At 62.1% G+C, this 24,149-nt stretch carries 18 protein-coding genes, 2 other RNA genes and 1 pseudogene; 4 read left to right on the plus strand and 17 right to left on the minus strand.

The annotated features are described in order from the left end of the window. Positions 1-59 precede the first annotated feature (59 nt). On the plus strand, positions 60-986 hold the full coding sequence (locus KWO_RS19430; protein ID WP_010376757.1) for an LpxL/LpxP family Kdo(2)-lipid IV(A) lauroyl/palmitoleoyl acyltransferase: 927 nt from the start codon (positions 60-62) through the stop codon (positions 984-986). Between the two features lie 80 nt (positions 987-1,066). On the opposite strand, the gene KWO_RS19435 is transcribed toward KWO_RS19430, so the two are convergent. The 4 genes from KWO_RS19435 to KWO_RS19450 all read right to left on the minus strand — a co-directional run bounded on the left by KWO_RS19435 (position 1,067) and on the right by KWO_RS19450 (position 3,853). Next, a non-coding RNA gene (locus KWO_RS19435) (sX9 sRNA) lies at positions 1,067-1,142 on the minus strand. A gap of 75 nt (positions 1,143-1,217) precedes the next feature. Then, complete coding sequence (locus tag KWO_RS19440) at positions 1,218-2,552, minus strand: O-antigen ligase family protein (protein ID WP_017112958.1); 1,335 nt, start codon at positions 2,550-2,552, stop codon at positions 1,218-1,220. Further along, entirely contained in the window at positions 2,533-3,645 is a 1,113-nt protein-coding gene (locus KWO_RS19445; RefSeq protein WP_010376752.1) for a glycosyltransferase, read from the minus strand. The genes KWO_RS19440 and KWO_RS19445 overlap by 20 nt, the downstream gene beginning before the upstream one ends. A gap of 10 nt (positions 3,646-3,655) precedes the next feature. After that, entirely contained in the window at positions 3,656-3,853 is a 198-nt protein-coding gene (locus tag KWO_RS19450; RefSeq protein WP_010364353.1) for a zinc-finger domain-containing protein, read from the minus strand. Positions 3,854-4,162: 309 nt separating this feature from the next. Here KWO_RS19450 and KWO_RS19455 point away from each other — a divergent pair, with 309 nt between their 5' ends. Continuing rightward, complete coding sequence (locus KWO_RS19455) at positions 4,163-7,525, plus strand: GH92 family glycosyl hydrolase (protein ID WP_010376749.1); 3,363 nt, start codon at positions 4,163-4,165, stop codon at positions 7,523-7,525. A 356-nt stretch (positions 7,526-7,881) separates the two neighbouring features. Here KWO_RS19455 and KWO_RS19460 read toward each other — a convergent pair. From KWO_RS19460 to KWO_RS19510, 11 genes and pseudogenes are all read right to left on the minus strand, one after another. After that, positions 7,882-8,082: pseudogene (locus KWO_RS19460) on the minus strand (phosphate acyltransferase); the annotation flags it as partial. Positions 8,083-8,104: 22 nt separating this feature from the next. Beyond that, entirely contained in the window at positions 8,105-8,566 is a 462-nt protein-coding gene (locus KWO_RS19465; RefSeq protein WP_227479739.1) for a hypothetical protein, read from the minus strand. Positions 8,567-8,715: 149 nt separating this feature from the next. Next, the gene (locus tag KWO_RS19470; RefSeq protein ID WP_026113183.1) at positions 8,716-9,159 is read right to left on the minus strand and encodes a DUF4265 domain-containing protein; all 444 of its coding nucleotides are present in this window, start codon (positions 9,157-9,159) and stop codon (positions 8,716-8,718) included. Then, on the minus strand, positions 9,156-9,311 hold the full coding sequence (locus KWO_RS23615; protein ID WP_082320264.1) for an HNH endonuclease: 156 nt from the start codon (positions 9,309-9,311) through the stop codon (positions 9,156-9,158). The genes KWO_RS19470 and KWO_RS23615 overlap by 4 nt, the downstream gene beginning before the upstream one ends. Before the next feature lie 161 nt (positions 9,312-9,472). After that, a non-coding RNA gene (locus tag KWO_RS19480) (sX9 sRNA) lies at positions 9,473-9,548 on the minus strand. A 51-nt stretch (positions 9,549-9,599) separates the two neighbouring features. Continuing rightward, entirely contained in the window at positions 9,600-9,962 is a 363-nt protein-coding gene (locus KWO_RS19485; protein ID WP_017112571.1) for an RHS repeat domain-containing protein, read from the minus strand. Between the two features lie 33 nt (positions 9,963-9,995). Next, entirely contained in the window at positions 9,996-10,616 is a 621-nt protein-coding gene (locus KWO_RS19490; protein ID WP_017112572.1) for a hypothetical protein, read from the minus strand. After that, entirely contained in the window at positions 10,613-11,716 is a 1,104-nt protein-coding gene (locus tag KWO_RS19495) for an RHS repeat-associated core domain-containing protein (protein ID WP_017114981.1), read from the minus strand. Before KWO_RS19495 ends, KWO_RS19490 begins: the two co-directional genes overlap by 4 nt. Before the next feature lie 147 nt (positions 11,717-11,863). Then, a complete protein-coding gene (locus tag KWO_RS19500) occupies positions 11,864-12,484 on the minus strand; it encodes a hypothetical protein (RefSeq protein ID WP_017114564.1) in 621 nt (206 codons plus the stop codon). Then, positions 12,481-15,582 (minus strand): RHS repeat-associated core domain-containing protein, encoded by a 3,102-nt coding sequence (locus KWO_RS23195; RefSeq protein WP_220474984.1) that lies wholly within the window; start codon positions 15,580-15,582, stop codon positions 12,481-12,483. Before KWO_RS23195 ends, KWO_RS19500 begins: the two co-directional genes overlap by 4 nt. 85 nt (positions 15,583-15,667) lie before the next feature. Then, positions 15,668-18,412 (minus strand): RHS repeat domain-containing protein, encoded by a 2,745-nt coding sequence (locus tag KWO_RS19510; RefSeq protein ID WP_159102196.1) that lies wholly within the window; start codon positions 18,410-18,412, stop codon positions 15,668-15,670. A 249-nt stretch (positions 18,413-18,661) separates the two neighbouring features. Here KWO_RS19510 and KWO_RS19515 point away from each other — a divergent pair, with 249 nt between their 5' ends. Beyond that, entirely contained in the window at positions 18,662-19,624 is a 963-nt protein-coding gene (locus tag KWO_RS19515; RefSeq protein ID WP_010376721.1) for an IS1595 family transposase, read from the plus strand. Positions 19,625-19,672: 48 nt separating this feature from the next. Then, positions 19,673-19,816, plus strand: coding sequence for a hypothetical protein (locus tag KWO_RS19520; protein WP_026112223.1), 144 nt, complete (start codon positions 19,673-19,675; stop codon positions 19,814-19,816). A 175-nt stretch (positions 19,817-19,991) separates the two neighbouring features. Here the strand turns inward: KWO_RS19520 and KWO_RS19525 are convergent, their stop codons facing one another. Both KWO_RS19525 and KWO_RS19530 read right to left on the minus strand, forming a co-directional pair. After that, positions 19,992-22,301, minus strand: a complete 2,310-nt coding sequence (locus tag KWO_RS19525; RefSeq protein ID WP_017112956.1) for an NADP-dependent malic enzyme — start codon at positions 22,299-22,301, stop codon at positions 19,992-19,994. A gap of 199 nt (positions 22,302-22,500) precedes the next feature. Continuing rightward, complete coding sequence (locus KWO_RS19530; RefSeq protein WP_010376715.1) at positions 22,501-23,874, minus strand: dicarboxylate/amino acid:cation symporter; 1,374 nt, start codon at positions 23,872-23,874, stop codon at positions 22,501-22,503. Between the last annotated feature and the right edge of the window lie 275 nt (positions 23,875-24,149).

Below are 24,149 nucleotides of genomic sequence, written 5' to 3' on the forward strand. Positions count from 1 at the left end.
GCGTCCGTGCGTGCGCATGTGCACGCTGCCCGCGTGGCGCAATCCCTTAGAATTGGCGCATGTCCGAGTCAGCCAACGTCGCCGTCCGCCCCTCCCTGCGCAACCCCAAGCACTGGCCGATGTATTTGGGCCTGGCAGTGATGGTCGCGGCCGGGCGCCTGCCCTGGACCCTGCAGCGTGCAATAGGCCGCGGCGTGGGCTGGGTTGCGATGCGCTTGGCAGGCACGCGTCGACGTGCGGCCGAGGTCAATCTCAAACTGTGTTTCCCCGAGCAGGACGATGCGTGGCGAGCGCGGCTATTGCGCGACAGCTTCGACGCACTCGGGGTGGGCTTGTTCGAGTTCGCGCGTGCCTGGTGGGGCAGCATCGATGCCATTCGCCCGGGCGTGCAGATCGAAGGCCTGGAGCATCTGCGGCAGCTGCAGGAGCAGGAGCAGAAACGCGGCGTACTGCTGGTGTCGGGCCATTTCATGACGCTGGAAATGTGTGGGCGCCTGCTCTGCGACCACGTGCCGCTGGCCGGCATGTACCGCAGGCATCGCAACCCGGTGTTCGAATGGGCGGTCAAGCGTGGGCGCTTGCGCTATGCCACGCACATGTTCGCCAACGAAGACCTGCGCGCCACCATCAAGCATCTCAAGCGCGGCGGTTTTCTGTGGTATGCGCCGGATCAAGACATGCGTGGCAAGGACACCGTGTTCGTGCCGTTCTTCGGGCATCCGGCCTCCACCATTACCGCCACGCATCAGCTGGCGCGGCTGACCGGCTGCGCGGTAGTGCCGTACTTCCATCGCCGCGAAGGTGGCCGTTACATCCTCAAGATCGCGCCGCCACTTGCCGACATTCCGTCCGACGATGTGATCGCCGATACCACGCAGGTCAATGCCGCGATCGAAGACATGGTGCGCGAGGCGCCGGACCAATATTTATGGATCCATCGGCGCTTCAAGCGCCAGCCGGGCGGACGTAGCGCGTTCTATAACTGATGCCGTTCGGCGGCTGCTGCCATGGGCATCTGGAAATCAGGGTTTCTGGCGCGCGGATCGACGACATGCCGCTGAAGATCGGCTAACAACACGTAGCAAGCGGTCGTTAGGTCGCTGTGGACAGGGCACAAGAACGGCAGGACACGTGTGGTACATGGTGGTTCCTAGCGCGGGCTGCGCCTGTCTGGTAACTGCGCCGTCGCTTCTTTGCTGCTCCAAACACGCACCGCGTTACTGCTGCGGCATCCGATCCGCATCGTCGTTGAGCAAGGCACCGGCATACAGCCCGGCCAGCATCAGGCTCAGCCCGCCCCAGAAGCTGGAATAGAACGCCAGATGGGTATTGAACGGAAAGACTGTGGCCACCAGCGCGATCATTGCCGGCCGCGCCTGCTCGCGCGCCACCATGCTTGAGTAGCGCCACGCGCGCCACGCCTGCGCCGCGCCGGCCAGCCACAGCAGCAAGCCGATCACGCCGGTTTCGGCCAGGATTTCGAGCACGATCTGATGCGCATGAAAGGCCGGCCCGCCGCCCCATGCGGGCGCTTGGCCAGGTGCCGGATTGCACGCCGGATAGGCCTGCCGGAACCCGCGGGCGCCCACGCCGTTGAGCGGATGCTCGCGGATCATGCATAGCGCCGCGCCCCAGATCTGGGCGCGGCCGGACAAGGCCTGGTCCACGCCTTGTCCGCCATTGCCGAACGCCAGCGTGGTGCGCTGGATACGCTCGCGCGCCTGTGGCGCCACCGCCACCACCGCAATGGCCAGCAGTGCGCCGGCTACCGCCACAGCCAGCAAGCGACGCCCGCCCAGCAGCTGCCAACCGGACAGCAGCATGATCACGCCATAGGTGATCCACGACGCGCGCGAACCTGCCAACACCAACACGATGCCGACCGCCGCCGCAGCGCCCGCCCAGGCCCAGGCATGACGCCGCCCCACCCCCAGCAACAGGAACGGCGACAGGCTGGCCAGGGTCTGGCCGAATTTCAGATTGCAGGGGCCCAACACGCCGCTCAACCGATCCACCAGCGCCAGCTCCTGGGCGGTGCACAGGCCATGGCCGCTGATCAGCTGCTTGATCTGATCGATGCCGAAGAACAACGGGCTGGTGCCGAACGCGGCCTGCAGCAGCGCGTCCAGCGTCCACACTGCACCAATGACCGCCAGCCCGGTAAAGGTGCGACGCCGACGTTGCGCATTGGCCACGGCGATGGCGCATAACCACATGAACGGCAGGTAGCGCAGATCGGTGGCCGACTTGCGCAGCGCGCGGCCGGCATCCACCGCATCGAACGCCGACAGCATCTGCGGCAACCAGTACGCCAGGAACAACACGCTGGACAGCGCCCAGGCCGCGCCGCTGAGCAGACGCGTGCCGCCGCGAAAGCGCGCATGCAACAGGCGGTACGCCGCGAACAACGCACCCAGCGACAACACCGTTTCGGCCAGGCCGGGCGTAGGCCACAGCGCCACGAACACGATCACCCACAGCGGCGCCCAGCGGCCGGCATCGGGCGTCAACCCGGGCGCCCTCGGCAGGGCCTCAGTGGCGGAGTTCGTCATAGACCTTCAGTGTGGCCGCTTGCATGGCCTGCAACGTGTAGGGAATGACGGCCGGCGCAGCCGGGGGCTGCTGGAGCAGCGCCAGCGCATGCGCGCATAGAGCCTGGGCATCGAAGGCGGCAACCGCGCCACTGGGTTGCAATTCGGCCAGCAATTCGCCGACGCCGCCGTGCGCCCAGCCCAGCACCGGGCGGCCGACTGACAGCGCCTCCACCACGGTGCGGCCGAAGGCTTCCGGCTTGCGCGAGAGTTGCAGCACCAGGTTGCTGGCGGCATACGCCTCGGCAATGCGGTCAGTGGGCTCGGTAAAGGCGACTGCGTCGGCAACGCCTAGCCTTGCGGCGTCGGCTTCCAGCTCACGCACATAGGCCTCACGCCCCGGTTCGCGCGCGCCGGGCAACCACAAGAACGCAGGCATACCGGCCGCACGGACATCGGCGAGCAGCTGCAGCCCATCGGTGTGCCCCTTCAGGCGCGTGCCGCGGCCCGGCAGCAACAGCAGCGCTGCCTCGGCAGGCAGCCCAGGCAGCAGGGTCTGCGCCCACGCGCGCGCGCGGCGGTCCGGCTGCAGCCGGCGCGGGAACTGTGCGATATCGACCCCGCGCGGAATAGTGCGCAGGCGCTTGGGATCGGTCTGCGGGTAGTGCGCGCGCACGTAATCGCGCACTGTCTGCGACACGCAAATCACCCGCTCGCCGTAGGTCATCACCGCGCTGTAGCGGCTGGGCGAATTGAGTCCGTGCACGGTGGTGACGAAGCGCGGCCGCGTTGCTTCCGGCATGCCGCGCAGTGCGTACCACCCCAGCCAGGCCGGCAGCCGCGAACGCGCATGCACGATGTCGGCCCCAAGTTCGGCGAACAAGCGGCGCAAACCAACCAGATGCCGCAGTGTCAGCAGCGACTTGCGGCCGATCTCCAGGGTGAGATGCTCGCCACCCACATCCAGCAACGGCTGCACCAGGCGCCCGCCGGCCGACACAACGACGGCGCGATGACCGGCGCGCACAAGCGCCGCGGCGATTTCCAGCGTGGAGCGCTCCACGCCGCCGGACTGCAGCGCCGGCAGCAGTTGCACCACGGTCAGGCGGTGCATCCGGCCAGGATCAGTCGGCGAGAACGAACAGCGCGCCGCAATACGGGCACTTGGCTTCGCCGTTGGGCTCGTCTTCGATCGGCAGGTAGACGCGCGGATGCGAGTTCCACAGCGCCATCTGCGGCGTCGGGCAGCTCAGCGGCAGATCGCCGCGGTGCACGGTGTAACGCGTTTGCGCATTGGCGGGCGCGGTGGCGGTCTGGCTCATGGCGGTGCTGTCGGAAGGCAAAGGCAGAGCGCGGATTCTAGCAGCCTGCGCGGTGATCGGCCCATCGACCGGATAGCCCCGGGCCGCGCGGGCGGTAGTTGCAAGAGTTTGCCAATCCAATCGCCGAGGCCGCTGTGGATGCTGCGATATGCAGCGCACGCCAATCGACAGCGCTGCAGCGCAACGACACCGTACCGAGTATGCCGCCTATCATCGGGAGTCAGCGCTTTGCCAACCGGCGACGTGAACCGCACTGGCGCACCATCGGCCCAGCGCACGCACTGCTGCCCCCAAGGAGACACCCGTCCCGTGATCTTGCCTGTCGCCCTGCTGCATCCGCGTCGTTTGCCGCGCACCATCGCTGCTGCCCTGCTCTGTACCGCCGCGCTGCCGGCCCTGGCAGCGACGCATTTCGCAAGCGCATTCGAGGATGGTGACCCGTTGCCGGTACATGTGACGGACACTGCCGTGCAAGTTGCCATCGGCACCGGCCCGGCAGCGCCGTACGCCGCCAAGCCGAACGCCGGTTACAGCGGAGTGCAGGCGTTGCGTTACGCGAGCAACAGTGCGGGTGGGCGGCGTACGTTGTTCACCACCGATCTACTGATCGAGACGCAGACCACGCTGTCGTGGATGGCCTTGCCGGAAAGCGTCGGCAACGACCATGTGGCATCCACGTATGTCTCGTTGGATCTGTTGTTGGATGACGGCACGCGCATGTCTGCCAGCGCGGCGCGCGATCAGCACGGCGTTGCGCTAGGTGCACAAGCGCAAGGCGATTCGAAGACCCTGTACCCGCAGCAGTGGGCGCGCAAGCAGGTGCGGCTGGGAGATGTGCCCGGGTTGCGTGGGCGTCGCGTGCGTGCCATCGAGCTGGACGTGGCGCCGCCGGCAGGCGCCAGCGCGGCCGGCTGGATCGACGATGTCGCCATTGCAGAGGTGCCGCTGGCAGCGCCAGGGCGGCCCTCGGATTGGGTGCTGACCACGCGTGGCACGCAATCCAATGGCATGTTTTCGCGCGGCAATAATTTTCCTGCGACGGCCGTGCCGCACGGCTTCAACTTCTGGACGCCGGTGACCGATGCGGGGACGCTGACCTGGCTGTATCGCTGGAACGAACACAATGGTGCTGACAATCGCCCACGCCTGCAGGCGCTGTCGCTCAGCCATCAGCCTAGCCCGTGGATGGGCGACCGGCAGACGTTTCAGGTGATGCCCTCGCTCACGGCCGGCGTGCCGGAAGCCGATCGCAGCAAGCGTGCGCTGGGGTTTTCGCATGACGACGAAGTTGCACGTCCTTATCGCTACGCCGTGCAGCTGGACAACGGCATCCATGCCGAGATCGCACCGACCGATCACGCGGCGCTGTTTCGTTTTCGCTTCCCGGCGCGCGGCGATGCCAATCTGCTGTTCGACAACGTGGATGCGCGCGGCGGGCTAACGCTGGATGCGGCCACCCAGACACTGTCCGGTTACACCGATGTGCGCAGCGGTCTGTCGACGGGCGCGACGCGCATGTATGTCTATGCCAGCTTCGATAGGCCCTGGCACAGCAGCGGCCTGCTCGACACTGGCCGCCCGACCGGCTGGATCAAGTTCGATGCCGGCAACGCGCGACAGGTGCAGATGCGTATCGCCACCTCGCTGATTTCGGTGGATCAGGCCAAGCACAATCTGGAACTGGAGATTGCCGCAGACACGAGTTTCGAGCAGATCGCCGCGCGCGCGGAGGACGCCTGGGATGCATTACTGGGGCGCTTCAAAGTGCCCGATGCCACTGGCGATCAGAAGACCACGCTGTATTCCAGCCTGTACCGGCTGTACCTGTACCCGAACTCGGCACATGAAAACGTGGGCACTGCGGGTGCGCCAGATTGGCGCTATGCCAGCCAGAACAGCTGGTCTGACGACAATATCGACGGCAGCGCGGTGCGCAGTTTCGCACCAATCCGCGATGGCCGGGTGTATGTCAACAACGGGCTGTGGGATACCTTTCGCACAGCATGGCCGGCTTACGCACTCTTCGCGCCCGATGATGCCAGCGCCTTGGTGCAGGGGTTCGTGGAGCAGTCGCGGGCGGGCGGCTGGATCGCGCGCTGGTCATCGCCCGGCTATGCAGACCTGATGGTGGGCACCAGTTCCGATGTGGCGTTTGCCGATGCATGGCGAAAAGGCGTGCGAGGCTTCGACCCCACCGAGGCCTACATCGCTGCACTGAAAAACGCCACGGTGGTTGCGCCGGACCGGCATGTCGGACGTAAGGGCATGGCGCGCTCGACCTTCCGCGGTTACACCGATACCGACACGCACGAAGGCATGTCGTGGTCGATGGAAGGTGCGCTCAACGACTTCGGCATCGCCAACATGGCCGCGGCGTTGTCCAGCCAGGCCACCACGGCGGCAGCGCGCGAGCGCTATGCGACCGAGGCACTGTATTTTCGCCATCGCGCAGCCGGGTATGCGGCGCTGTTCGATCCGGCAATCGGCTTCTTCCAGGGGCGCAAGCCCAATGGTGCGTGGCGCGTGGATGCGGCGCAGTACGATCCGCGCGTGTGGGGTAACGATTACACCGAATCCAGCGGCTGGACGTTTGCGTTCACTGCGCCGCACGATGGCGAAGGTCTTGCTGCACTGTATGGCGGACGCGCGGCATTGGCCGCAAAACTGGACACGTTTTTCGCCACGCCCGAGACTGCCGAAGCGCGGTTTGCAGGCTCGTATGGCAACACCATTCACGAGATGACCGAAGCGCGCGATGTGCGCATGGGCATGTACGCGCATAGCAATCAGACTGCGCACCATATTCCGTGGATGTATTTGTATGCCGGGCAACCGTGGAAAACACAGCGCATTACCCGCGAAATTTTGGCGCGCTTGTATCTAGGCAGCGAAATCGGCCAGGGCTATGCCGGCGACGAAGACAATGGCGAGATGTCGGCGTGGTATCTATTCGCTGCGCTGGGGCTGTATCCGCTACGCATGGGCGCGCCGGAGTACGTGATCGGCTCGCCACTGTTCAAGCAAGCGCGCGTGCGCCTGCCTGGCGGCGGCATGCTGACCGTCAATGCGCCACAGAATTCGCCGCAGAATGTGTATGTGCAATCGCTCAAACTCAACGGCAAACCGTGGCGCAAGACCTGGTTGCCGCATGCGGCGATTGCTAAGGGTGCGACGCTGGACTTCGAGATGGGGCCGACGCCCTCACGCTGGGGCAGCGGGCCGGACGATGTGCCGCCGTCGCTGACCGCGCAGGGAAAGCGCCCTGCCCCGTTGGGCGATCTGCTGGGTGCAGATGCACGCGTTTCGCTGGACGATGGTCGCGAGGCAACGGCATTGCATGACGACGATGCGGGAACGGTGGTAGCGGTGTTGCGTGCGTCCACCATCACCTTGAGTGGACTCGAGCACGGCACGCCGAGGCTGTATACCTTGACCAGCGGCACTGCGGCAATTGGGGCCAGTGCATGGACGCTGGAAGCGCGTAGTGCGGGCGGTGCGTGGAAGATCGTCGATCAACGCAGCGACGAGCGGTTTCAATGGCCGCTGCAGACGCGTCCGTTCCGGATTACGACGCCTGGTGCGTATGCGGAATATCGGCTGCGGCTGAAGATGCCGGCGCGTGCGGAACTTGCGGAAATCGAGTTGCTGGGTGATTTACCGCAGACGCGGTGACGTCCGGCAAGTTTGGCGCGATTGGTTTTTTGCGGACAGCTAATCGGCCAGCGCGTCTGCTTACGTTGAATCAGTGTTATCGGTGTCGACGTTTTCGCTAGTCGGCGCAGATTCAATTCTAAGGCCGGACCAAAACCTTACTCCAGCGCCATTTCGCGCTCCGGCTCGCGCACGCAGCGGAGCGATCTAAGGCATGCGCGCCAGCGGCGCGCAAACCGCGCCTCTTCACCCCAAGGGGAGACAGGCTTTGAGCATTGCCACGCGGCAGTCAGTGCCCCGTGGCGATCTGTGTTGCGATGGCGAGCAAACAGGTCAAAGGCACGTCGCTGGTCGCTGCTTCCCAGCGACCAGAAATCTCATTCGCCAGCTTTATCGGCCGCCGCTTTTTCCGCATCGCGCTGCCGGCGGATCTGCGCATCCACCGCGCCAATCGCGGTCATATTCATCACCCGGCGCGAGGTGGCGCTGGTGGTGAGGATATGCACCGGCTTGGAGATGCCCATCAGGATCGGGCCGATCGCCACGCCGTCGGTGAACACGCGCACCAGGCTGTAGGCCCGGTACGTGGCAGGCCGCCACTTACGTACGCTGCGCCTGCTTATCCATGATGACACGCCTGCCGTACCCGTCGTCGGCATACCATTGCCTGCCGACCACCGAACGCAGTTGGTTTCCCAGTGTGAAGCTGTACGCCTGGCCGTTCTTGTTGGTCAGGTTACCTTGCGCGTCGTACCCCATACCCACCACGCTCGCGCCGGTCGTCGTCTCCGTCAGGTTGGTCAGGCGGTTGGCGCTGTCGTAGTAGTAGTCGTAACTCGTCGTTCCCGTCGCGTGCGTGCGCAGGTTGTCCTGTCCGTCGTAGCTGTAACGGTGCGCGCCGGCGCCGCCGAAGCTGGGCGATGCCGCCACTTTCAGCCGGTTGCGTGCGTCGTACTCCAACGTCCGGCTGTACGTATCGCCTTGGGTCTGATCCAAAATCGCGGTGACGTTGTCGTTGGGATCATAGCTGTATTGATATTGTTGTACCCCCGAATCGGACACCTTCAAACTCCCAAAGCTTTGTAGGCATAAAGGGCAATGGCTTCTGCAATACGATCAGCCCTCACGTCGCAACCTCAGCACCTGCTGGACCGACGATCCCGGACGCGCCATCGCCACTACGTTGCCGATGCTCTAGTCACAAGCCGACTTCAGCCCTGCCTAAGAATCGGTTCCTCGAAGTCGATTCGGCCAGCGTCCGCTTCCACTTGAAGATACGTTTGAACATCTCCCAAGCTGACGCTGAAGGGAATGTCCACCGCCATGAGATTGTGTTCACGTAAATACTCCGCGGAGCATCCCAGAGCCACAAGACGTTCACTGACAGCATCGACGCAATCCCGATCAAAGAACACAACCCTCACCAGAGAATTTTTTGACCGGTGCACCAAACTATCGAACCAGCGATTTCCATCTTCTTCACGCACTCGCACCGTATCCCCGATTGTCGCAATGCGGACAAAAAATGGAACGTTGTCGATCACGTATTCATTGGGCTGTGCACTAGGCTCAGCCCACAAAGATTCCACCGCAATAGGAGGATAACCATCCTCATCCTGCTCCAATTGAAAATGGACCCTAATCGGAACAGTCACAGCTTGTCTCCCTTCTGCAAATTGCATTCGCGGCAAAGCACCTGTCCGTTATCAGGCGATCCATTCCCGCCCTTGGACTGCGGGATTACGTGGTCGCCATGGGTTTCGTTCTTCGGCGGAGTCACACCAGCACGACTTTGCTGAGCGGGCACTGTTGCCTGACCACAATTCGAGCATTTCGTTTGTCCGCCGCTCTTTGCTGCGTTATCAGCTTTGACTTCGGCTTTACCTGCACGAGTGAACGGCTTACCGGCCCTCTCACCGCCAGCAGCCCCCTTTACTGCATCACCAACCTTATCGGCAGCTTTAGAGCGGCTAACAAAACGTAGCGAGCAGCCGTCAGGTGGGCGCGGACGGCGCGCAGGAACCGCAGTGTACGAGTGGTACATGAGGATTCCGAGCACAGGCCGCGCCCGCCTGGCGGTTGCGCAGTAGTTTTGTTAGCTGCTCTTAGCCGCATCTGCTGCGTGGGAGCCCGCTCTAACAGCAGTTCCTAATCCCGTCGCGAATGGCACCACCTTCTGCCGCAGGTTGCCCTGCGCGTCGTAGCTCAGCCCCACGATGGTCGCGCCGGCATCGTCCACCACATTGGTCAGCCGTTGATTGGCGTCGTACCAGTAGTTGTGCTGGCGCACCCCAGCCAGCTTGGCCGAGGTCATATTGTCCAGCGCGTCGTAGGTGTAACGGTAGGTCTGGCCGCCACCGAAGGTCGCCGAGGTCGCGGAGGTCAACCGATCCAGTCCGTCGTAGCTCATGCTGCGGCTGTAGCCGTCGCCCTGTTGCTGGTCGACGATGGCGGTCACGTTGCCGATACGATAATGAGATCCTTTGGCTCCTCACAGGGAGAGAGTGCCGCTCGCTTTTTGGTGTCTTTCCAGCCGGCGAAAGACCTTGATCTGCTTGCCAAGATCCGGATCATCCCGCAGCTCCAGCAGTTTCATCTTCGCCTTCGGCGATTTGGAGCGGATCAAGGCGATCAGCAAGGGAGCGCGATCCAGCCCAAGACTCTTGTCGCCCAACAACCGGATCACATCGTCCAGTACCGTATCGTCCGCTGCGCCGCTTAAGGCAAGCGCTGCCACGTAACGGATTTCCGGCGCAAGGCTGAGGGTGTTCTTCTCGAAGATCTCCACGAGTTGACCCCAGTATTTGCGTGCATGGGGCGTTGCCAATTCTCGGAGCATTCCTTCTCGCACATCATCCGAATAAGAATACCCCAAGTGTTCAAGTAGCACAGGGACGGCCTCTGGATAAGACTCGCCATCCTTGCCGAGCTCGCCGATTGAATTTACATCAACGCCAGCCTGCCTTAATGCAGCAACCACAGGAGCACATTGTTCTGCATATTCCTCTATCGCTTTCTGATGAGCCACTTCTTTAGCGCGACTCAGCGCCAAATACTCTTCGTCCTTATTCAGTTCAGCCATCAACTCTGCAGCTGTTTTTCTGTCTTTCATGGAATATCCCTCAAAGTTATTTCCTTAGACTTGACTGCAGCCTCAAGCGGCCCCGAAAGTTTTGCGCCCGGCCTCACGTAAAGATGAAAATCAAACCCCTTGAGCTTGGCGTAATCAACATAGTCTCTTAGCTGCCTAGTATAGTCCAGGGACTGCGTGTTCTTAACTTCGCTGATTGTCTTGAGATCTTTATTCAAGCCGTCAGCTATTCGAAGCCTTCCATTTACGACAAAAAATCCTTTTCCACCAATATTGTATGTGGCCCGTACGGCATCCTCGCCCATCCTACCAAGCCTGACCGCCATCAAGCCGCCGCCCGCCAGCTTGAAGCCAGCCCCTTCGGGCATATCGAGCAACGGGTACCAGACATCGTGCGCAATCGCACCGAAATCGGTCAGGCTTCCGTCACCGGTGAGCCAGTTCCGATCGGTGAAGGCAGAGACGAATCCGTTGTTCGATGAGGTAGCCGCCGAGCCAGCACTGGCAGATCGTTTCTCCCCAGCAGCGCCGCCCTGGGTCGTGGAGCCCGAGTATCCGCCGCTTGCGCAGATGTTCGAGCCAGTGGGCTTTTCGCAGCGCCCATCCGGATCGGTAAACCGATAGGGATTGTTGGCCGCATACCAATAACGATTGACGTTGGCACCGCTGGTGGTGTCAACGGGCATCGGATCGACCGACAGGAACCGTGGAATCTGCGGGTCATAGTAGCGCTGCTGCATGTAAATCAGCCCGGTGTCGCCATCCATCGCATGGCCGGTGTAGCCGATGCCATCCACCGTCTTGCCGATGGCCGCACCATAGGGCGCGTACTGGGTGCGCTCGACGACCTGCCCGGCCGCGTTGGTCGTCGCCACCGGGCTGCCCAGCGCGTCGGTGTGCTGGTAGGTCACCGTTTCCGTGCCGCCCGCCGCAGGGCGCGCCCGCGTCGCCACGACGCTGCCCGCCAGATAGAGGTAATCGGTGTCGATGCTCTTGCTGGCATCCCGGGTATGGAGCAACGCGCCCGCCTGGCTATACAGCTGGTAGGTGCAAGGCCCCGAGCCACAGGCGATGACACGCCTGCCGTACCCGTCGTCGGCATACCATTGCCTGCCGACCACTGAACGCAGCTGGTTGCCCAGTGTGAAGCTGTACGCCTGGCCGTTCTTGTTGGTCAGTCCGTCGTAGCTGTAACGGTGCGCGCCGGTGCCGCCGAAGCTGGGCGAACGGTTGCGCTGGCGATTACGGCAATGAGATCCTTTGGCTCCTCACAGGGAGAGAGTGCCGCTCGCTTTTTGGTGTCTTTCCAGCCGGCGAAAGATCTTGATCTGCTTGCCAAGATCCGGATCGTCGCGCAACTCCAGCAGTTTCATCTTCGCCTTCGGCGATTTGGAGCGGATCAAGGCGATCAGCAAGGGAGCGCGATCCAGCCCGAGACTCTTGTCGCCCAACAACCGGATCACCTCGTCCAGCACTGTATCGTCTGCAGCCCCGCTTAAGGCAAGCGCTGCCACGTAACGGATTTCCGGCGCAAGGCTGAGGGTGTTCTTCTCGAAGATCTCTACGAGTTGACCCCAGTATTTGCGTGCATGGGGCGTTGCCAGCCTCCGTAGGATTACCTCCCGCACTCGATTTGGGTAATCAAATGACACATGTTCGAGCAGTACAGGAACGGCCCTCGGATCATATTCACCGTTTCCGCCCAACTCCTCAATGGAATTGACGTTAACACCTGCCCTTCTTAAGGCGGCGACGACAGGAGCGGAATTTTTTACATATTCCTCTATCGCTTTCTGATGAGCCAGTTCTTTAGCGCGACTCAGCGCCAAATACTCTTCGTCCTTATTCAGTTCAGCCATCAACTCTGCAGCTGTTTTTCTGTCTTTCATGGAATATTCTTCAAAATTATTTCCTTAGACTTGACTGCAGCCTCAAGCGGCCCTGAAAGTTTTGCGCCCGGCCTCACGTAGAGATAAAAATCAAGGCCATTCGCTTTAGAAAAACTGACATAGTCTCGTAGCTGCCTGGTGTAGCTCAAGGATTGTGTATTTTTGACCTCACTAATTGTCCCGAGCGTCCAATTTATACCATCAGGCATCCTTAGCCTTCCATTTAAGACGAAAAATTCCTTACCTCCAATGTCATACGCAGCACGCACCGCATCCTCGCCCATCCTACCAAGCCTGACCGCCATCAAGCCGCCGCCCGCCAGCTTGACGCCAGCCCCTTCGGGCATATCGAGCAACGGGTACCAGACATCATGCGCGATCGCACCGAAATCGGTCAGGCTTCCGTCACCGGTGAGCCAGTTCCGATCGGTGAAGGCAGAGACGAATCCGTTGTTCGATGAGGTAGCCGCCAAGCCAGCACTGGCAGATCGTTTCTCCCCAGCAGCGCCGCCCTGGGTCGTGGAGCCCGAGTATCCGCCGCTTGCGCAGATGTTCGAGCCAGTGGGCTTTTCGCAGCGCCCATCCGGATCGGTAAACCGATAGGGATTGTTGGCCGCATACCAATAACGATTGACGTTGGCACCGCTGGTGGTGTCAACGGGCATCGGATCGACCGACAGGAACCGTGGAATCTGCGGGTCATAGTAGCGCTGCTGCATGTAAATCAGCCCGGTGTCGCCATCCATCGCATGGCCGGTGTAGCCGATGCCATCCACCGTCTTGCCGATGGCCGCACCATAGGGCGCGTACTGGGTGCGCTCGACGACCTGCCCGGCCGCGTTGGTCGTCGCCACCGGGCTGCCCAGCGCGTCGGTGTGCTGGTAGGTCACCGTTTCCGTGCCGCCCGCCGCAGGGCGCGCCCGCGTCGCCACGACGCTGCCCGCCAGATAGAGGTAATCGGTGTCGATGCTCTTGCTGGCATCCCGGGTATGGAGCAACGCGCCCGCCTGGCTATACAGCTGGTAGGTGCAAGGCCCCGAGCCACAGGCGATGACACGCCTGCCGTACCCGTCGTCGGCATACCATTGCCTGCCGACCACTGAACGCAGCTGGTTGCCCAGTGTGAAGCTGTACGCCTGGCCGTTCTTGTTGGTCAGGTTACCTTGCGCGTCGTACCCCATACCCACCACGCTCGCGCCGGTCGTCGTCTCCGTCAGGTTGGTCAGGCGGTTGGCGCTGTCGTAGTAGTAGTCGTAACTCGTCGTTCCCGTCGCGTGCGTGCGCAGGTTGTCCTGTCCGTCGTAGCTGTAACGGTGCGCGCCGGCGCCGCCGAAGCTGGGCGATGCCGCCACTTTCAGCCGGTTGCGTGCGTCGTACTCCAACGTCCGGCTGTACGTATCGCCTTGGGTCTGATCCAAAATCGCGGTGACGTTGTCGTTGGGATCATAGCTGTATTGATATTGTTGTACCCCCGAATCGGACACCACTGCTGGCAGCTGGCGCACGTTCATGGACATGCTGTGGACGACACCGTTGCCGTAAGTGAACTGAGCAACCGCCCCGTTGGGGTGGTACCTGATACCGTAGGCAAAGCTGCCAACCTGGGTCGGCTGACCAAGCGCGTTGGGCGCATAGTCCACCAGCAGCCTGCTTGGATACAGCAGGCGCGCCAACGCGCCATTGGCGTCGTAAGCGTAGCCGACCATGAGGCTGGTCCATCCGTCGGTTCGTTCGCCGGTCAGCAAACGCCGTTTGTTGTAGCCATAGGTGTTGACCACCACCTTGCCGCCACCATCGGTCGTGTTGGTCTCGATCCGCGCTGGCAAGCCATCGGGGGTATATTTCCAGCGTTGATCTCCATTCTTGTCGGGGAAAGAGAGCCAGGACAATCGATTGCGTACATCGTAGTTGCGCAGGACCACACGCCCCGATGCCAATGCCTCCTCACGGTTGCAATTGTGCAGGTCAGGAAGCGAGAGGCCCCCGGCCGTCCAACCGATATTCCCAGCAGTATCGTAATCAACCACCGTGGCACCGGTCTCCGGCTCGATGGTCTTGCACAGGCGCTCATATTCGTCGTACACGTAGCGACGCGCGACCGATGCGGGGGCGGGAACCTTGAAGGTGCCGGAATTGGCGAGCAGATTGTTTCCCCCGCCAACTGGCGAGATGCCATGGATATAGATCGCCTGATTGGCATAGCGCTGGCGTGCTGCGGCATCCAGCGGAATCGAGAAGCGATAGGCACTACCCTGGGCGCGACATGCGCTGGCAATTGCTGCGTCGCTGGATTGATTGGCGGTCACGGCAGTGAAGAACGTGCCGCTGCCCGCCGGGCCGCCGAGGTAGACATGCACGTCCACTGGCGTATTACGGCCGGTCGAGCACGCCCAGCCGCCGATGCTGTACGGGCCACCTTGCGTGGCCGCAACCCCGTCGATGTTGCCGGTAATGACCGACTGCTCGACGGTGACCGTGAGTGGCGCCGATGTGGTTTGCTTGCCGTTGTTGTCGGTCGCGCGCGCGGTGATGCTGTGGTCTCCTGCTGGCGCCTCTGTCCATGACATGTTGTAGGGCGAGATGGTGCTGCTGCCGATGGCATTGCCATCGGCGAAATAGTCGACCTGTACCACGTTGCCATCGCTATCGGAGGCGTTGGCTGCCAGACCCACAATGGCTGGTGCAAAGAAGGGCCCGCCGATTGCATCGTACAGGTTGATGCTGGGCGGCTTATTACCCGCAGCAACGACGCTGACTGCACGCGTCGGCGTGGTCGCCGACCCGCCATGATCGCTGGTCGCGCGCGCGGAAAAGTTGTATGTACCCGGTTGCAATCCATTGACGACGAACGAGATGCTCTCCTTGTAGCCGACTTGCGCTATCGCGGCACCACCTTGATAGAGCGTGATGGAGGAGACGTTGACTCCATCGTCGATGGTGCCGGCGGAGGCGCTGACCACCACGCTAGCCGGCGCAGTCAGCACAGTGTTGGCCGCGGGGGTCTCCAGTTGCACCCAGACGTATGGGTTGACTTTCTGCGCATACGCGACCGAGGACAGCAGCGTCCAGCCGCATAACATAAGTAAACGACGCAACATTCGGCTCGCCTTCGATGTTAGCCAATGCGTGCCGTCAGGCTCGTCAGAGCCCAGCGGCGCCAAGTTCCCTTCGATCGCACTTCGGTTAGCGGTCCGGCCCGGAGCGCAGCAGCTCCAATGGCTTGCCGAAGATGTCACGGGTGATCGCGGTCGAAACGCCTTCCGGCTCGTCGATCATCACCGGCAGCGCGTCGCTGGGCTGATCGAAGACCTGGAAGCGTTCGGTAGTCGTGTTGCCACGCGGATCGGTGGTCTGGCGCTGAAAGCCGGCCAGATACGCCATGGTGGTGGCGAGCACGCCACCTTCGGCGTCGCGTTCCACCCGCGTGGCACGCCCCAGCATGTCGTACTGAGTGCGTGTTCCCGGTACGGATTGGGTGTAGTCGGTAATCCCCCGTTGCGGGTAGGACTGAAAGACCAAACGCCCGGCGCGGTCATAACGCTTGATCACCTGCATCGACGTCGCGGCTCGATTTGCTTGATCGAACGTTTCTTCCACTACCGGACGCCACAGCGCGTCCAGATAGTGGATGACCTGCTTGTTCCCTTGTGTCGTGGTAACGCGCCAGTGTCCGGATGCAAGCCCCAATTCCGAACTTGCGGCGATTCGGAAATCCGATATGAGGGAATTCCATGCGATTTCATCGCCAGCTGGATAGCTCAGCCGCGTCAGGCGCCCCATCGCATCGTAACCGTAAGTGGACGCGTAGCCGTTGGCATCGGTCGTGGACTCGATCCAGCCCATGTCGTTGATCGCGGCGGACACGACGTTACCATCCGCATAACGGATCGACTCAGGAATCCCGCGTTTCCATGAGGACACGGTGGTCGTATTGCCCCCCGCATCGGCGACGCTCGCCACCAAGCCATTTGCAGAATAGGACAGCGTCTGTTGCAGCTTGCCGAACGCATACTGCCGGACTGGCAGCGCGGTGGTGTCGTCGTAGTCGGTGCTGACAACGACTTTTCCGGTTTCCGAATTGACCTGACGCAGGATCTGCCCCATCGTCCAGAGCGCGGGCCGATCGTAATACGTCAACACGTCTTGACGGCTGAAACCCAGACTGCTCCATCGCGTCGTCGTCAGCGGCCGTGCCATCGCATCAAACGCGCTCACGCTGCGATTGAACGTAACGCCGTCAAGCGACACACTCTTTGCGCTTTCCGGACGCAAGTACTCCGAGGAGAATCCGTCGCCTCTTTCCTGCTGGGTGTTTCCGATCCTGGTGGCGAACTGCTGACCCTCGAAAGGCCATAGGTAGGTGAAGGTATCGACTTGCTCAATGGAGGTGGGTCCCGACCCTTTCTCCACCTTTAGCAGTTTGCCTTCGTTGTAGCGATAGCTGTTGCCAAAGGTGTAGCGCACCCAGATTCCTTCCGGCTCGCTGACTTGGGTTATTTGGCTACCTGAACAGCTCTCCGACTTGCAGATCACTGCGGCACAGGCGCCGCTGGTGCAAGTAGGACCGGTGCCGGGGGCGAACGAGGCCGTTCCGCCGTACGCATAATTCCATTCCGCCGCATCGATACCCGGGCCGGATAGACGTTTCTGGGTGAGGGCAAAGCCGTCGTAGGTCATCGCATAACGCGCGATGTCGTCGTTGGGATCGTTGTTTCGTGCTGTGTAGTTATTGCACACACGTGGCACATTCGAACGCCCCCGGGCGACGACGCTGACGGTGAACTCACCGATTGCACCGGAAGGATGGGTAATGGTCCCTTTTGCGCTGGGCGGACTCACGACAAATCCCGGATATCCGCAGGTGCGGACGATATCCCCAGGCGAGACCGCCTGCTCATAAAAAATGACCGCCGACGCCAATCCTGCCAGATCGAACGACCAGTGGCTGCCATCAGGCAAGTCGACCGCGCTCAGATGTCCTGCGTTGGCCGACGGATAGCTGTAATGGTATGTCCATGACCGGGTGCCGTTGCGGATCTGCGAGATATGTCCACGGTCGTTGTAACTCAATACGATGGCACGACCATCGCTGCTGGAAACGGAGGCCAGCGTTGCAGGCGCATTGGCGGCATTGGTATACGTGTAGTTGATCCAGTTGCCGAAGCGGTCTTCGACCCTGGTGGCGTAAAGCACCGCCTGGCGCCTCCCCAGCGTTTTCACGCTGCCATCGGGATCGGGACGCTCCAAGACCGGCTCCATATACTGCGCCTGCCAGTCGAACCAATACTTCACACCATCTGGGGTGATCGCCAGGAAGCCCTCGCCAGAGGCATTTTTCTGCTGGGGGATACACGAAAAATAGGTGAAATCCGGCGCCAGCCAGGTGTAGGGACCGCCGCTGCCAGGCTTGGGCAGATTGCCATTGCTAGCGACGAGCATATCTTGGCGCCCGCGTCCGGGAATGATGACTTGGTTGCCGTGCCAATACTCGCTGGCGAGGAACAAACCGCCACTGCCAGAAGACCCGACCATTGGCGGTTGGCCATTGCCATTGTGGGTGCAGGCACTCGCCCAGCCCGTCGTGCTGGCAAAGACCCCGGAAAGGCGCGGAACCTCCAGATCCCAGTCTGCGAACGGAAGGTCGTTGATCGCATAGCCCTGACGGTTGCCGACCGTCAAACTACGGACGACATTCAAATTCAGCGCATTGCCCGGCACCTCGATATCAACCGAGGAAAAACTCAGCGCTCCGCTATAAAGATCCACCTGATCGCCGAACAGCGTCGGCCCAAGCACGGTCATGGCCTGACGGTTGTGTATCAGCTTGTCGTACTCTTCCCAAGGCGCCTTGCTATTCGACTGAGCGCCGGCCAATCCTGAGAAGAAAATCCCCCACATCATTACAAGCCGTTTCCAGCTGAAAGGCATTCGGGTCTCCATTGGCATCCCTGTCTGGACCGGATCATCCAGGCACGCCGCCACAGGCGTCAAGAAATAATTTAAATTATATTTCGTAATATAAAAAATGGAATTTCATCGTAACTAACCTTGCCCGCCATCGCTCTCTCCGATCTTCCAAAGGAGGTCCTGATTATCCCTGACCCTCAGCCATCAGTCGCAGGATCTGCGCCGCGCTGTGTGGATGCTGCTGTCATCTGAAGCCAACGAGGTGACGTGATGAGCATCAATGCGGTGCAGTTCCAGGCTGGATTGTCGATGCCTGAGTTCTTCGCGTCCTACGGCACCGAGGCCAAGTGCTATCGCGCGCTCTACACGTGGCGTTGGCCGCAGGGCTTTCGTTGCCCTGTGTGTGCCGGGCGCGTGCGCTCGCGTTTCAAGCGGGGTGCTGCGATCTACTACCAATGCAGCGCGTGCCGGCATCAGACCAGCCTGATGGCAGGCACGATGTTCGAAGGCACCAAACTGCCGCTGCGCACCTGGATGCTGGCCTTGCACCTGTTGACCTCGACCAAAACCAACATGGCCGCACTGGCGCTGATGCGTCATCTGGGGGTTAACGACAAGACGGCCTGGCGGATGAAGCACAAGATCATGCAGGTCATGGCCGAGCGCGAAGCCACGCGGAAATTGGCAGGTTTTGTGCAGATCGACGATGCTTATCTCGGCGGCGAGCGTAACGGTGGCAAGGCCGGAGGCGGATCAGAGAACAAACAAGCGTTCCTGATTGCGGTGCAGACCGATGCCACCTTCACCGCGCCGCGCTTTGTGGTGATTGAGCCGGTGCGCAGCTTCGATCACACCTCGCTGCAGGACTGGATTGCCCGTCGCTTGGGGCCCGAATGCGAGGTCTACACCGATGGGCTGGCCTGCTTCCGCCGGCGAGAAGACGCCGGCCACGCGCACACCACGCTGGACACTGGCGGTGGTCGTGCCGCGACCGAAACGGCCGGTGCACGTTGGCTCAACGTGGTGCTGGGCAATCTCAAACGCGCCATCAGTGGCGTGTATCACGCCATCGCGCAAAGCAAATACGCAAGGCGTTACCTGGGAGAAGCCGCCTACCATTTCAATCGTCGATGCTGCTTGCGCGAGATGCTGCCACGACTTGCGACGGCCATGATGCAATCCACACCATGCCCAGAGCCGGTTTTATGTGCAGCGAGCAATTTTCATGGCTGAGAGTCAGGGCTAATCAGGTGTCAATAAGTGCATCCGCTGGGCGCTTTGATGTCTTGCTGGCCGCTGCAGACGCGCCCATTCCTCATCGCCACGCCCGGTGTCTATCGCAAATATCGCCTGCGCTTGCAGACGCCGACGCGCACGCAGTTAGCCGAGATCGAGCTACTGGGTCCCAGGCCCGAGAAACCCTGAGCGCGGCGAACGCTCGCTGCCGACATGTCCCGCTGGGCAATGCCGCCCAGCGGACGGGCCATCGACGGAAGACAACAGGCTCAAATGGCCGAACACCTAGCGCCGATGAATCCGCCGCCCTCCCGCTGAGCGAGAGGGCACAGCATCCGATGGCGCTACCGTGCCGCCACGCCCCTCAGTCGTTGCTCTTGTCTGCCCCGCCCTTCTCGGCTTCCAGCAACTTGCGGATCTGTGCGTCCACCGCAGCAATCGCGGTCATATTCATCACCCGGCGCGAGGTGGCGCTGGTAGTGAGGATATGCACCGGTTTGGAGATGCCCATCAGGATCGGGCCGATCGCCACGCCGTCGGTGAACACGCGCACCAGGTTGTAGGCGATGTTGGCCGCTTCCAGGTTCGGCAGTACGAACAGGTTGGCGCGGCCCTTCAAGGTGCTGTTGGGCATGATCTGCTTGCGCAGCGCTTCATCCCACGCGGTGTCGCCCTGCATTTCGCCGTCGATGTTGAGCTCGGGCTTGCGCTTGAGCAAGGCTTCGCGCACCTGGCGCATCTTCAGCGCATCGCGCGAGTCGTGGCTGCCGAAGTTGGAATGCGACAGCAGTGCGATGTTCGGTTCGATGCCGAACAGCTTGAGGCGATACGCCGCCTGCAACGTGGCTTCCACCACTTGTTCAACAGTCGGGTCTTCCTGCACATGGGTATCCAGGAAGAAGAACACGCCGAGCTGGTTGATCACACCGGTCATCGCCGAGGTGGAGCTCACGCGTGGTTCCAACGGAATCACGCTGCGCGCATAGCCCAGCTTCTTGTGAAAGCGGCCGACCACGCCGGACAGCATCGCGTCGGCTTCGCCGCGCGCGACCATGACGGCCGCGATCAGGGTCGGACGCGAGCGCATCAGTTCCTTGGCCGCGGTGACAGTCACGCCGCGACGCTCGGTGAGCGCGTGGTAGTACTGCCAGTAATCGTTGAAGCGCGGGTCGTCGAGGATGTTGGTGATTTCGAAGTCCACGCCGGCGGTCAGGCGCAGGCCCATGCGTTCGATACGTGTTTCGATGACGTCCGGGCGGCCAATCAGGATCGGGAACGCCAGGCCTTCGTCGACCACGTTCTGTACCGCGCGCAGCACCACTTCTTCTTCGCCTTCGGCATACACCACGCGCTGCTTGTCGGCGCGGGCGCGGTCGTAGACCGGCTTCATCATCAGGCTGGTGCGGTAGACGAACTGGCCGAGCTTGTCGCGGTACGCTTCCATGTCGGTGATCGGGCGCGTGGCCACGCCCGAATCCATCGCCGCCTGTGCAACGGCAGACGACAGTTCCACCAGCAGGCGCGGGTCGAGCGGGCGCGGAATCAGATATTCGGGGCCGAAGCTCGGGGTCTCGCCACCGTAGGCTGCGCCGAGATCCGAAGCCTCGCGCCGCGCCATCGCCGCGATCGCCTTGACGCAGGCGATCTTCATCTCTTCGTTGATGCCGGTGGCGCCAACGTCCAGCGCGCCGCGGAACAGGTAAGGGAAGCACAGCACGTTGTTGATCTGGTTCGGGTAGTCCGAGCGACCGGTACCGATGATGCAATCCGGGCGCACCGCCTTGGCTGCTTCCGGGGTGATTTCCGGATTGGGATTGGCGAGTGCAAAGATCACCGGCTGGCGCGCCATGGTGGCGACCATTTCCGGCTTGAGGATGCCGGCCGCCGACAGGCCCAGGAAGATATCCGCGCCTTCGACGATTTCAGCCAGGGTGCGCTTATCGGTATCGCGTGCGTAACGTTGTTTGTCCGGGTCCAGATCGGTGCGGCCGGTGTGGATCACGCCGTCGCGGTCCAGCGCCAGGATGTTCTCCGGCTTCAGGCCCAGCGACACCAGCATGTTGACGCAGGAAATGCCCGCCGCGCCCATGCCGGTGGTGGCCAGCTTCACGTCTTCGATCTTCTTGCCGGTGACCACCAGGGCGTTGAGCACGGCGGCGCCGACGATGATCGCGGTGCCGTGCTGGTCGTCATGGAACACCGGGATGTTCATGCGCTCGCGCAGCTTGCGCTCGACGATGAAGCACTCCGGTGCCTTGATGTCTTCCAGATTGATGCCGCCGAAAGTGGGCTCCAGGCTGGCGATGATGTCGACCAGCTTGTCCGGGTCGTTCTCGTTGATTTCGATATCGAACACATCGATACCGGCGAACTTCTGGAACAGCACGCCCTTGCCTTCCATCACCGGCTTTGAGGCCAGCGGGCCGATGTTGCCCAGGCCCAGCACCGCGGTGCCGTTGGTGATGACCGCCACCAAATTGCCGCGTGCGGTGAGCTCGCTGGCCTGGGTGGGTTCTTCGACGATCGCCTCGCAGGCGAAGGCCACGCCCGGCGAATACGCCAGCGACAGATCGCGCTGGGTCAGCATCGGCTTGGTCGCGGTGACCTTGATCTTACCCGCCGGCTGCTGGCGGTGATAGTCGAGGGCGGCCTGTTTGAAGTCGTCGGTGGACATCGGCTGTGTGTGTCTCGTAGGCGCAGGAGAACTGGATTCTACCCTCCTGCCTGAACAAGGGCCTGTCGCGCAGCTGTCAGCGCGGCAGGGAGATCGCATGCTGCGGCGTGGCGTGCGCGGCGGCCGGGGTCTGGCTCAAAGCGAAAACGGCCCTGCATCCCGCCGGCAATACCGACGGAAGACAGGGCCGTAGGAAGCATCAACGCAGGCTGGCAGGCGCCACGCCGGGTTGGCCGACCGGGGCCAGCAACGGCGGCTCGCCGCCGTCCAGGACCAGCTTGAGGCGGTCGCGGTCCAAAGCGTTTTCCCAGCGCGAGACCACCACGGTGGCCACTGCATTGCCGATGAAATTGGTCAACGAGCGGCATTCGCTCATGAAGCGATCCACGCCCAGAATCAACGCCATGCCGGCCACCGGCACCTCAGGCACCACCGCCAGCGTGGCGGCCAGGGTGATGAAGCCGGCACCGGTGACGCCGGCCGCTCCCTTGGAGCTGAGCATGGCCACAGCCAGCAGCGCGATCTGGTGGCCCAGGGTCAGCTCGGTATTGGTCGCCTGGGCGATGAACAGCGCCGCCAGCGTCATATAGATGTTGGTGCCGTCCAGATTGAACGAGTACCCGGTCGGCACTACCAGGCCCACCACCGACTTCTCGCAACCGGCCTTTTCCATCTTCTCCATCAGCGATGGCAACGCCGACTCCGACGAGGACGTGCCCAGCACCAGCAGCAGTTCCGCCTTTAGATAGCGAATCAGCTTGAGCACCGAAAACCCGCACAACCGGCACACCACGCCCAGGATCACCAGCACGAACAACAAGGAGGTCAGGTAAAACGACCCCACCAGCCAGGCCAGATTGACCAGCGACTCCACGCCGTACTTGCCGATGGTGAAGGCGATCGCGCCGAAGGCGCCGATCGGCGCAGCACGCATCAGGATGTGCACCAGCTTGAACACCGGGGCGATCAGCGCTTCCAGCAGGTTCAGCACCGGCTTGCCGCGCTCGCCCACCAACGCCAGCGACACACCGAACAGCACCGCCACAAACAGCACCTGCAGGATGTTCGGCCCGGTCAGCTTGCCGTTGACCACCTGGTCGCCGGTGAACGCGCCGATCAGCGAGTTGGGGATGATGTCCATCAGGAAGCCGACCAGGGTCAGGTCGTGCGACTTCTCGACATAGCTCTTCACCGCGCTCTGATCCAGATCGGCCGGGTTGATGTTCATGCCGGCGCCGGGCTGCACCACATGGGCAACGATCAGACCGACCACCAAGGCCAAGGTGGAGAAGAACAGGAAGTAGGCCATCGCCTTGCCAAACACCCGGCCCACTGTCTTGAGGTGGGTCATGCTGGCGATGCCGTTGACGATGGTCAGGAAGATCACCGGGGCGATGATCATCTTCACCAGCTTGATGAAGGCGTCGCCCAGCGGCTTGAGGCTTTCGGCGAAGGCGGGCTCGAAATGGCCCAACAGGGCACCCAGGACGATCGCCACCACCACCTGAAAATACAGCTGGCGATAGAAGGGGACGGACGCCGGCAGGGGGCCGGCAGGTTTGCTGATGTGCATGACACCACTCCGAGGGACGAGAGGGGGTGCCTGAGCAGGTACCCGTTGCACGCATTCTGGCCGTACGTCACAGCCCTGGCCGATAGCCCATTGGTACTACCTCATGTCCAGCAGCTAAACGTCGGCTTACACTTCAGCCGCGCCGCCGCCGGCCGTTAATTCCGTTTAACGCAGACACCGTTTCTGTGCTGCCGTCGTCCGGACCCTGCGCGCTTGCTGAAGACATCATTGCAAACGCCATGGCAGGACGCCCGGCCCCTCTCACTGCCGAAGAC

The organism is Xanthomonas vasicola pv. musacearum NCPPB 4379, assembly GCF_000277895.2.
Lineage (GTDB): Bacteria > Pseudomonadota > Gammaproteobacteria > Xanthomonadales > Xanthomonadaceae > Xanthomonas > Xanthomonas vasicola.

What these genes read in the sequence shown, in the direction of transcription:
- KWO_RS19515 (WP_010376721.1), top strand. Translation starts at nt 18,662, where the DNA reads ATGAGCATCAATGCGGTGCAGTTCCAGGCTGGATTGTCGATGCCTGAG.
- KWO_RS19440 (WP_017112958.1), bottom strand. Translation starts at nt 2,552, where the DNA reads ATGACGAACTCCGCCACTGAGGCCCTGCCGAGGGCGCCCGGGTTGACG.
- KWO_RS19445 (WP_010376752.1), bottom strand. Translation starts at nt 3,645, where the DNA reads ATGCACCGCCTGACCGTGGTGCAACTGCTGCCGGCGCTGCAGTCCGGC.
- KWO_RS19500 (WP_017114564.1), bottom strand. Translation starts at nt 12,484, where the DNA reads ATGAAAGACAGAAAAACAGCTGCAGAGTTGATGGCTGAACTGAATAAG.
- KWO_RS23195 (WP_220474984.1), bottom strand. Translation starts at nt 15,582, where the DNA reads ATGTTGCGTCGTTTACTTATGTTATGCGGCTGGACGCTGCTGTCCTCG.
- KWO_RS19430 (WP_010376757.1), top strand. Translation starts at nt 60, where the DNA reads ATGTCCGAGTCAGCCAACGTCGCCGTCCGCCCCTCCCTGCGCAACCCC.
- KWO_RS19490 (WP_017112572.1), bottom strand. Translation starts at nt 10,616, where the DNA reads ATGAAAGACAGAAAAACAGCTGCAGAGTTGATGGCTGAACTGAATAAG.
- KWO_RS19450 (WP_010364353.1), bottom strand. Translation starts at nt 3,853, where the DNA reads ATGAGCCAGACCGCCACCGCGCCCGCCAATGCGCAAACGCGTTACACC.
- KWO_RS19510 (WP_159102196.1), bottom strand. Translation starts at nt 18,412, where the DNA reads ATGCCTTTCAGCTGGAAACGGCTTGTAATGATGTGGGGGATTTTCTTC.
- KWO_RS19520 (WP_026112223.1), top strand. Translation starts at nt 19,673, where the DNA reads ATGTCTTGCTGGCCGCTGCAGACGCGCCCATTCCTCATCGCCACGCCC.
- KWO_RS19525 (WP_017112956.1), bottom strand. Translation starts at nt 22,301, where the DNA reads ATGTCCACCGACGACTTCAAACAGGCCGCCCTCGACTATCACCGCCAG.
- KWO_RS19530 (WP_010376715.1), bottom strand. Translation starts at nt 23,874, where the DNA reads ATGCACATCAGCAAACCTGCCGGCCCCCTGCCGGCGTCCGTCCCCTTC.